We start from the raw sequence: 8,722 nt of genomic DNA, 5'->3' as shown, positions 1-8,722 counted from the left end.
CTGATCATGTCTGTCGTTCTCCGCTGGCAGGGCGTCAAGTCAATGATGGCAGATTGCTGGGGTTTTTAGAGGCTCCTTTCAGTGAAATAGAAATTGCCGATCACGCTCAACTTGTCGGTCAAGCCGTGCTCGACAAAGACATTGAGCTGGTCCTGGCGGCTGCGACCGTTATTGCCAAAATCGCCACGATTGTGCGAATCGTCGAACCAGCCGGTGCCATCGCTATGCAGCGCCTTGACGATCACCAACGTGTCGCCCTGGGGCTGGGTCCAGGCACCGGCCAATGCCGTGCCTGGCAACGCGGCCAGCGCACAGCTCAGCGCAAGCGCCGAGATCGATGCTAGCGGCAAGCGTCGGAGGTTGCGGGTGAGGTGCTGCAGTGAAGCAGCCGAGCCGGAGTGCGGCAAGGCGAGGCACGACTGACGTACCCGCAAGCGCGGGTCGTTCTGTAAAGACATTTGTACGATTCCTGATAGGGGACCCGGAAGGGACAGGAAGCTAGGGTTTGATCACACGTCGAGACAAAACGTAGCACAGTTCCGCCTGCTACCAAGCATTGTTTTTCCACAAATTTAACACTAGCGAACTCATCTATTTCGCAACAATCGCGGCACCTGGGCAGCGGCGTGGGCCCAGATTGCAAGCCATACGCCCAGCCGGGTCGCCAGCCCGCGTTGCCCGGCCTCGAACTTGCGGAAATAGCGCCACAGGCCGCGGTGTTTATGCCATTCGACAAAGAACGGCCGCGCGCGGCTGGAGACGCCACGCACGTGCACCACCTGCAGATCGTTGGCCACCGCGACCAGCGCACCGGCCTGGCGTGCGCGTCGGCACAGGTCCAGATCTTCGGCGTGCAGGCGGTAGTCACCGTCCCAGCCGTCGAGGCGGTCGAACAGGCTGCGTTGCATCAGCATCAAGGCACCGGAGATGGCATCGACCGGCTGGAGCGCCACAGCCGGGTCGGCCGGCACCGCCAACTGGGCGGCGGCACGCGGCGCACGCAGCATCGCGGCGAAGTCCGGGTCGCGGCGGCGTACTGCGGCATCCGGTCGCCCCTGTTCGTCCACCTGCTCCACGCCCAATAGCACCGCCGCGTGTCCGGCTGCGCGCGCATGCAGCTGCACCAGGGTGTCGCGTTCGACCATCAGGTCCGGGTTGATGAAGACCAGCCAGGGCGCCTGCGAGTCGCGGGCGCCTTGATTGCAGGCGGTCGCAAAACCCGGGTTGTCCGGATTGGCGATGAAATGCACCCGTGCATCGGCCAGCGCATGCCGCTGCACGCCCTCCAGGGTGTCGTCGCTGGAGGCATTGTCGACCACCCGGATCTCGCTGATGCCCTCGGCCGCGCGCAGCCGCGACAGGCATGCATCAATGGTGCTGCTGCTCTGATAGGTAACGACAACGGCGGCGATCTGGATAGGCGTCATCCGACAATTATCCCGCGCCAAGGCCGCGCAGCGCCATCGCGACTGCTGCAAGGCCGGCATGACGGCCGCCTGCTTCAGCAGGCATACTGCGCGCCCGACAGCCGCCGGGCGGCTTTCGGTGGCGCCGCCTGCGGCCCGCCCCCTACACATGATCCATGAGATGACGGTTAGCGACCTTTCGGTTTCGCGCTGCCTTTTCACTCCATGCGTTGCGGCCACCTGATGGTGCGCGCGATGCAACGACGGCCCGGCAGCGCCGTCTGTGTCGTTGCTGGCGTGCGCGCCGGGTATGGCTCCTCGGCCGCGCTTAGCTGGTATATACCACCAGGCCTTCCAGCCAGTGGTCCCATGCCGGGCATGCGCCCATGAGCACCCAGCATCAGGTGCATGGCATGAGTCTGGAATTGGCGCTGCCGGACTGGCCGATGCTGACCGCCAACGAGATCCACCGCGTGTTGCAGCATTTGTCCGGCCTTGCCGGTGGCGAGGTGATCCGCTGGCACAGCGCGCGCCCCTTTTCCGCCGCCGCATGCGTGGACACCGCAACCGGCACGCTGATCGTCAAGCGTCACCACCGCAGCGTGCGCACGGTCGCCGCGCTGCGCGAGGAGCACTGCTTCATGGCGCATCTGCGCTGGGCCGGCGCGCCGGTGGTCGAGGTGCTGCACGATGCCCAGGGCCGCACTGCATTGACCCAAGGCGATTGGGTCTACGAAGTGCAACGCGTCGGCGCCGGGCACGATCTGTATCGCGATGCGTTGTCGTGGACAGCGTTCCACAGCGACCAGCATGCGTTCGCGGCAGGCGCCGCATTGGCACGCCTGCATCTGGCAGCACAGGGATTCGACGCGCCGCCGCGCGACACCAGCACGCTGATCGCTAACTTCAGCGTGTTCGGGCAGGCCGATCCGATTAAGGCGCTGGAACAGGCGCTGTTGTCGCGCCCTGCATTGGCTACCGATTTACGACAGCGGCCGTGGCGCAGCGACCTGGCCATACATCTGCTGCCCTGGCACGCACAGGCGTGGCCGTTGTTGTCGGCGCCCGCTGCGATGCCGCCGCTGTGGACGCATGGCGACTGGCATGCCTCCAACCTGTTGTGGCGCACGCAGGACGGGGACACCGAGGTCAGCGCGGTGTTCGACTTTGGCCTGTGCGATCGCAGTTTTGCGTTATTCGATCTGGCCACCGCGATCGAACGCAATCTGATTCCATGGCTGAATCTGGATAACGGGCAGCGCGCGCAACCGCAGCTGGATCAACTCGATGCACTGCTGGACGGGTACGGACAGCACGTCTCACTTACAGCTGCACAACTGCGGCTGCTCGCCGCCTTGCTGCCGATCGTGCATGCCGATTTCGCCTTGAGCGAGATCGACTACTTCGCCGGCATCACCCGCTCGGCCGGCAACGCCGACATCGCCTATCACCGTTATCTGCTGGGCCACGCGGACTGGTTTGCCAATGCCGATGGCCAGCGTCTGCTCGACCGCCTGCACGCACGTGCGCGCCGGTTGCGATGAGCGTTTTTCTTTCTTCTTTTCGAGTCCTGCGCATGCGTGTGTCCCCCACCACCCTGCTCTCCCGCTGCACGCTTGCGCTTTCACTGGCGCTGTGTATCGCCACCCCTGCGTTGGCGCAGCAGCAACCCGACGACGCAGCGGTTGAACTGGACGCAGTCAATGTGCGTGGCGAGCGTGCCAACGACACCACTGCGACAACCGGATTCGGTGCCACGCGCCTGCTGGATGCACCTGCCTCGATCGCGGTGTTCGATCGCCAGCAATTGCTCGATCGTCAGGCACGCGTGCTCAGCGAGGTGCTGCGCGCCGAGGCGTCTGCAGGCGATGCGTATGCGCCGATCGGCTATTACGAAAACTTCGTGGTGCGCGGTTATTCGCTCAACGCTGCCAACAGTTACCGCATCAATGGAATGAGCGCGGTGGGCGAGCAGTCCATCGCGCTGGAAAACAAGCAGCAAGTGCAATTACTCAAAGGCCTGGCCGGGCTGCAATCCGGCGTGAACGAACCGGCCGGGTTGATCGACTACCGCACCAAGCGGCCCGCGCATGTGCGCAGCGTGACCCTGGGCACCGACGAGCAGGGCTCGCGCTATGTCGCCGCCGATCTGGGCGACTGGTTCGGCGCCGAACGCACGCTGGGTTTACGTGTCAATGCAGCGCGCGAAGACATCAACAGTTATGTCGATCACGCCGATGGCTATCGCAATTTCCTGTCGCTGGCCGGCGACTGGAAGATCACCCCGCAATCGCTGCTGCAGCTGGATGTGGAATACCAGCATCGGCAGCAACGCTCGGTGCCGGGCTATCAGTTGCTGGGGGGCACCCAGGTGCCGCGCGGTATCGATGTGCATCGTCTGCTCGGCTACCAGCCGTGGTCGCGCCCGGTGCAGATGGATTCGCTCAATGCGCAGCTGCGTTACGCCTACCAATTCAACGACAACTGGCGCGCTACCGCAGAAGCCTCGCGCAGTCGCTCGGTGATCAACGACTTTTCCGCATTTGCCTGGGGCTGTTATGGCGCGGCCAGCTGCGCCGACATCGCCACGCCCAATTTCTTCAGCGCGCAGGGCGAGTACGACGTTTACGACTACCGCAGCCCCGACGACACCCGCGTGCACGATCAACTGCGCGCCACCGTGGAAGGCCACGTGGTCACCGGCGCGCTGGATCACCGCCTGAGCATCGGCGGCGATTGGCTACGCCGCACCATCGACCGTTTCGGCTCGGTCAACGCATTCGTCGGCAGCGGCAGCATCGACCGCGACCCGGACGTGTTTGCACAAACCGACATCGCCCTGGACCCGAAGCAACGCCGTCTGGATAGCCGTCAACGCGCCTTGGTGGTGGCCGACCGGATTGGCTTTGGTTCGCAATGGGAGCTGTCGCTGGGCGCGCGTTATGTGCGCCTGGACGAGCGCGCGTTCGATCGCGATGGCGTGCTGGAACGGCGCACACGCAAGGACGCGCTACTGCCGCAGGCGGCGCTGCTGTTCAAACCGCAGCAGCAGGTGGCGCTGTATGCCAGCTACGCCAAGAGCCTGGCGGCCGGCGGCACCGCACCGTGGTTTGCCGACAACGCCGATGAAATCCTGCCGCCGACCAATGCGTATCAGCTGGAAACCGGTGCAAAATTCGAGCTCGATGGTCTGCGCCTGGGTGCGGCACTGTTCGACATTCGCCAGGCCTACCAGTTCACCCAGCCGCAGGCCGACGGTGGCCTGCTCTACGTGCAGCAGGGCCGCCTGCACAACCGCGGTCTGGAACTGTCGGCCGACGGCGCGGCCACCGAACAACTGCGCCTGTTCGCCAGCGTCGCGGCGATCCGCGCACGCGCGCAAGAGACCACTATTGCCGAGTACGAAGGCCATCAGGCGATCAACGTGCCCAAGCTGCGCGCCAGCGTGCAGGCCGACTACAGCGTGCCCGGTGTCGATGGCCTGGCGCTGCTGGCGGGCGTGCAATACAGCGGGCGCAAGTTCGCCGACCGCCTTGGCAATGCCAGCGTGCCGGCGTATGCAGTGGCCAATCTGGGCGCGCGTTACGCCAACGCGCTGGGCGGCTTGGCCACGACCTGGCGCTTGAACGTGGACAACCTGTTCGACAAGCGCTACTGGCGCGATAGCGGCGAATACCAGGGCGATGCGTATCTGTTCCCCGGTGCGCCGCGCACGGCGCGTTTGACGGTGCAGGTAGATTTTTAAAAACGTGCTGCCCCATCCGCCCTGCGGGCAGCTTGCTCGGCAGGCGCGCGAAGAGAACAGCATCGGTGTTGTTGGTTTGGGTCTTTCTCCGGCGACAGACGGGCAACTGTGATCTGACCGTTGTGCGCACTGCAGCTGCGATTGGAGCAGTGAACGACCTCCACCGGCTGCACGCAGTGCCGCTTCACGTCTTCCACCCATCCCGCCACTCAATCCACCTGCCATCAGGCTTTGCATGTCACTGCTCGAATCCATCGCCGTCGTGATCAACCTGCTCGGGGTGTGGCTGACCGCGCGGCGCATTCGCTGGTGCTGGCCGGTCGGCATCGTGGCGGTGGCGCTGTATGCCTGGCTGTTCTATCAGTGGAAGCTGTACTCGGACATGCTGCTGCAAGGCGTGTACGTACTGACCCAGCTGTACGGCTGGTGGCACTGGCAGCGCGGGACTGTCGCAGACACGCGCATTCGCCCACTGCCGATGCCGCACATCGAGCTGTGGGTGTCGCTAGGCATGGGTGCCCTGTTTGCCGCCGCGCTGGGTGCCTACATGCATCACCGCACCGATGCCGCGCTGCCATGGCTGGACGCGGCGCTGGCCAGTTTCAGCCTGGTTGCCAGCGTGTGGGCCGCACGCAAACGCATCGCCAACTGGGTGCTGTGGATCGTGCTCGATTGCCTCTACGTGGGCGTATTCGTCAGCAAGGGTGTGAATTGGCAAAGTCAGTGCAACTAGGCAAAGAGGATGCAACTCTCATAGCACCGAGACGACCCGCAACTGCTGAATAGCGGGAGCGCCTTCAGGTCACCGTGCGCAGCCTAGCCACTGCGGTGCTGCGAGCGGCGCCAAATTGGCGCCGACACCGACGTAGCAGGCGATGGGTAGGCCGCCTCAGCGTGCGATCAGAATGCTGAATCCACCTTGCGCGCCAGCGCTAGCTTGATACGTGGCACAGATGCTGACGACATCCACTGCAGTCCAGGGGCACAGCGGCCAAGCATGCATGTATGTCGGTTAGTGCAGAGCGCCATGGTAGGCCGGCAGCCTCAAGCCCCGGATCATCGCCGCAGACGCCTGGACGGGAAAGATCTGATCGTCATCGCCGTGGGTGATAAGCGTCAGCACATCGAACTTGACCAGAATCCGCATGGAAGCCGGTCGCGGAGAAGCCTGCGAACAAGTCGAAGTGTTCTTGTGGCCTGCCAACCTATACGAACGCACGGGCAAGAATCAGGGTGGCCCCTACGGGTAGCTTGCTTCCCAGTCCAGCCTTATTGATCTCATCTACCAATGCAGCACCATCAGATTCAGCGCTCGCGTCCATGCGAATCAGCAGGGCGCCAGTGTTCTTGATCGCCTTCGAAGAAAAGGGTGCTCATTGACTCAATTCCATACCAGAGACGAGCTCGCTAACGAACTCAGCTTTTTTAGCATCTGCGACTCCACTCAGAAGCGGCAGTAGGGCTCGAGCATCGGCGACGGGAAACTGGATTCTCCACAGTTTTTTCTCTGTCTGCCACGCGCTGGCCTCAATCGGTTCATTGACATCCTTTTGGACCCAACCTGTGGCTTGCTTGTGGTAGACCGACGCGGAATAGCGGTACACCTTAAGCATGCGGATCTGGGCCACACGCGAAGCCTGAGAGACATACTTTGACAAAACCGCGTAGGCTGTATCGCTACGAAGCTGGCCTACCCAGTTGTAATCTTCAAGTGTTTCCAGCAGCTTCGCCATCGAAGGGGTGAATGGCTGCCGTAAGCGCCACTGAAGCGCAAAGAAGTCGTCTGAATCGAGGTCATCGCAGCAGTAGGGAGAGTCGAAAAGTTTTTCCCCCACTGCCACGCGATCCACCGGAAATCTATTGCCCTGGATCAGCAAGTAGTGCACGTCAGCGACGGTGTTCAGCTTTTCTGACTGGACATCGCATGCCTGAGTCAGATTGACGAAGTAGCGCCTGGCGCCTTCCTTCTCTCGCAGAATCGTGCCGAATCTGATGTACCGCTTCATCCAGATCAGACGATCTTCGGTGTGCGCTGGATGCGGCATCTCGGGCGCAATAGCTGGGCCCCCTGCTTCTTCTGGGGCACCTGCATTTGCCGCGGTTACTTCCTGGGCAATCTCGGCAGGCACTTCAGTCTGCAGCTTCTGGTGTGCCTCGGATGCGGCTTCTGCGGGCGCCACCGCAGGAGGGTCCGCGGGTGGTGCCACCGCTGGCCTGGGCGGACCAGCCTTAGGTTCCCACCAGGGTCGGCGGTGCCAAGCGACATCGCTCATGAGAATCCTGATCGCTCGTTGCGCATGCCGCACTTCCACGCCCTGGTCGATCGTGGGCCCAATGGTCGATTGCGCGTCGTTCAGTGCCTCCCTGAGCGCATCAATTTCATCGAAAGGAAATCCATGCTCCTCGGCTTCCGCACTGACACGCCGCGAAAGCACATCTGCCAGATACTCCTCCAACTTCATCGAATCCTGGCTGGCGGTAGCCGAAAGCAAGGCGAAAGCGCTGGCGTCGAGGTCATAAAGGCGACGAACCATCTGCTCGGCGGCTTTGTTTAAGCTCGTCTTCCAAGCCTCAACAAATCGCTCGATCGGCATGACCAAGGGCCGCTCGGTGGCAAGCTGCTGCAACGCCCGCAGCCACTTCTCCTTTACATCCTCATCCGAGTCGGGATTGGCGATGACAGGTTTCGCCAGAATCCGAAACCGAGAGGCAGATATTTCGCACTCGTCCCGGATGTCCTCGAAATGCCCCCGAATGGCACTGATGTCTGATGACATGAGAACAACAAGGAGTGGGTGCTCTCTGTTGGCGTGCGCCCGCTTGAAATCTCGGATGAGCTTGTAGGTAGCTTGCGGGTCGTTATCCATCAGGAAGTAGTCGACCACGAGCAAATCGTAGCGATCCGCCTCGGGAAGATCTCTAGTCTCCGACCACTCCTCTAGTTCGACTCCGCGGACGGTGAGCCAGCTCTTGATCTTGTCCAACGGAGCTCGCAGTGCTTCCCGGTCCGTCATCGCGCGCTCGTAGGCGCCGCGAAGAACTTCGTGGGCCACCGCCCGAACGGCAGGAGCCTTAAGAGCCTTGAGGCGGTCATCAGCGCTTCCATGCGGTAACGCCATCCGTTCAAGCTCTTCGTCAAGCGCAAACGTGTAGTCGTGATTCTCGTCGGCAAGCACCTGTGAGATCGCCACCCCCTGACCATGCTTGTCGAGACTAGCCATATCGACCGCGTGGGACAAATCATCGTCCACGATAAGCACACGCCCAATACCGGCGCTCATGAAGTTCGCTTCCAAGCTCATTTTTCTGTCCTAGGCAGTTCCAGTATGAACGTACGTAGCTGACCATCTTCGCCAGCCGTCGGAGCCAAATATAGGCGTCCGCCGTGGTATTCCGCCACTTCTCGCGCCAGGTAGAGGCCGTAGCCCTTGCCTTTTGCGCGTAAAGAGAATCCAGGATTAAAGACACGATCCCGATCGGTAGAGAAGATGCCAGGATCTGAGGTTTCCCCACGTTTTCCCGAGATAGATCAGCTGGTTGCACCCGGATCGTGTAGAAACAAGTGCGCGCA

At 62.2% G+C, this 8,722-nt stretch carries 6 protein-coding genes and 2 pseudogenes; 3 read left to right on the top strand and 5 right to left on the bottom strand.

All coding sequences use genetic code 11. The features are described 5' to 3' along the window. Nucleotides 1-77 precede the first annotated feature (77 nt). Together XpopCFBP1817_RS18025 and XpopCFBP1817_RS18020 are read right to left on the bottom strand one after the other, a co-directional pair. A pseudogene (locus tag XpopCFBP1817_RS18025) lies at nucleotides 78-458 on the bottom strand (hypothetical protein); the annotation flags it as partial. Between the two features lie 129 nt (nucleotides 459-587). After that, nucleotides 588-1,427 (bottom strand): glycosyltransferase family 2 protein, encoded by an 840-nt coding sequence (locus tag XpopCFBP1817_RS18020; protein WP_128418170.1) that lies wholly within the window; start codon nucleotides 1,425-1,427, stop codon nucleotides 588-590. 365 nt (nucleotides 1,428-1,792) lie between these two features. On the opposite strand from XpopCFBP1817_RS18020, the gene XpopCFBP1817_RS18015 reads away from it, so the two are divergent. The 3 genes and pseudogenes from XpopCFBP1817_RS18015 to pnuC form a co-directional block, all read left to right on the top strand. After that, a complete protein-coding gene (locus XpopCFBP1817_RS18015) occupies nucleotides 1,793-2,950 on the top strand; it encodes a phosphotransferase enzyme family protein (protein ID WP_128418169.1) in 1,158 nt (385 codons plus the stop codon). 32 nt (nucleotides 2,951-2,982) lie between these two features. After that, entirely contained in the window at nucleotides 2,983-5,151 is a 2,169-nt protein-coding gene (locus XpopCFBP1817_RS18010) for a TonB-dependent receptor (RefSeq protein ID WP_128418168.1), read from the top strand. Between the two features lie 235 nt (nucleotides 5,152-5,386). After that, nucleotides 5,387-5,860: pseudogene (pnuC, locus tag XpopCFBP1817_RS18005) on the top strand (nicotinamide riboside transporter PnuC); the annotation flags it as partial. A 303-nt stretch (nucleotides 5,861-6,163) separates the two neighbouring features. Here the strand turns inward: pnuC and XpopCFBP1817_RS23630 are convergent. The 3 genes from XpopCFBP1817_RS23630 to XpopCFBP1817_RS24145 form a co-directional block, all read right to left on the bottom strand. Next, nucleotides 6,164-6,298: a hypothetical protein gene (locus XpopCFBP1817_RS23630; RefSeq protein WP_279627133.1), complete on the bottom strand. Its 135-nt coding sequence runs from the start codon at nucleotides 6,296-6,298 to the stop codon at nucleotides 6,164-6,166. A gap of 226 nt (nucleotides 6,299-6,524) precedes the next feature. Then, nucleotides 6,525-8,453: a hypothetical protein gene (locus XpopCFBP1817_RS18000; protein ID WP_128418167.1), complete on the bottom strand. Its 1,929-nt coding sequence runs from the start codon at nucleotides 8,451-8,453 to the stop codon at nucleotides 6,525-6,527. Further along, nucleotides 8,450-8,641: a hypothetical protein gene (locus tag XpopCFBP1817_RS24145; protein WP_425479130.1), complete on the bottom strand. Its 192-nt coding sequence runs from the start codon at nucleotides 8,639-8,641 to the stop codon at nucleotides 8,450-8,452. The genes XpopCFBP1817_RS18000 and XpopCFBP1817_RS24145 overlap by 4 nt, the downstream gene beginning before the upstream one ends. Nucleotides 8,642-8,722: the final 81 nt, after the last annotated feature.

Source organism: Xanthomonas populi, from assembly GCF_002940065.1.
Classification (GTDB): Bacteria; Pseudomonadota; Gammaproteobacteria; order Xanthomonadales; family Xanthomonadaceae; genus Xanthomonas; species Xanthomonas populi.
This window is presented reverse-complemented; position numbering and strand designations above follow the sequence as displayed.

Bases quoted from the DNA above. Each gene is read 5' to 3' on its own strand.
- XpopCFBP1817_RS18020 (WP_128418170.1), bottom strand. From the start codon at position 1,427: ATGACGCCTATCCAGATCGCCGCCGTTGTCGTTACCTATCAGAGCAGC.
- XpopCFBP1817_RS18015 (WP_128418169.1), top strand. From the start codon at position 1,793: ATGAGCACCCAGCATCAGGTGCATGGCATGAGTCTGGAATTGGCGCTG.
- XpopCFBP1817_RS18010 (WP_128418168.1), top strand. From the start codon at position 2,983: ATGCGTGTGTCCCCCACCACCCTGCTCTCCCGCTGCACGCTTGCGCTT.
- XpopCFBP1817_RS23630 (WP_279627133.1), bottom strand. From the start codon at position 6,298: ATGCGGATTCTGGTCAAGTTCGATGTGCTGACGCTTATCACCCACGGC.
- XpopCFBP1817_RS18000 (WP_128418167.1), bottom strand. From the start codon at position 8,453: ATGAGCTTGGAAGCGAACTTCATGAGCGCCGGTATTGGGCGTGTGCTT.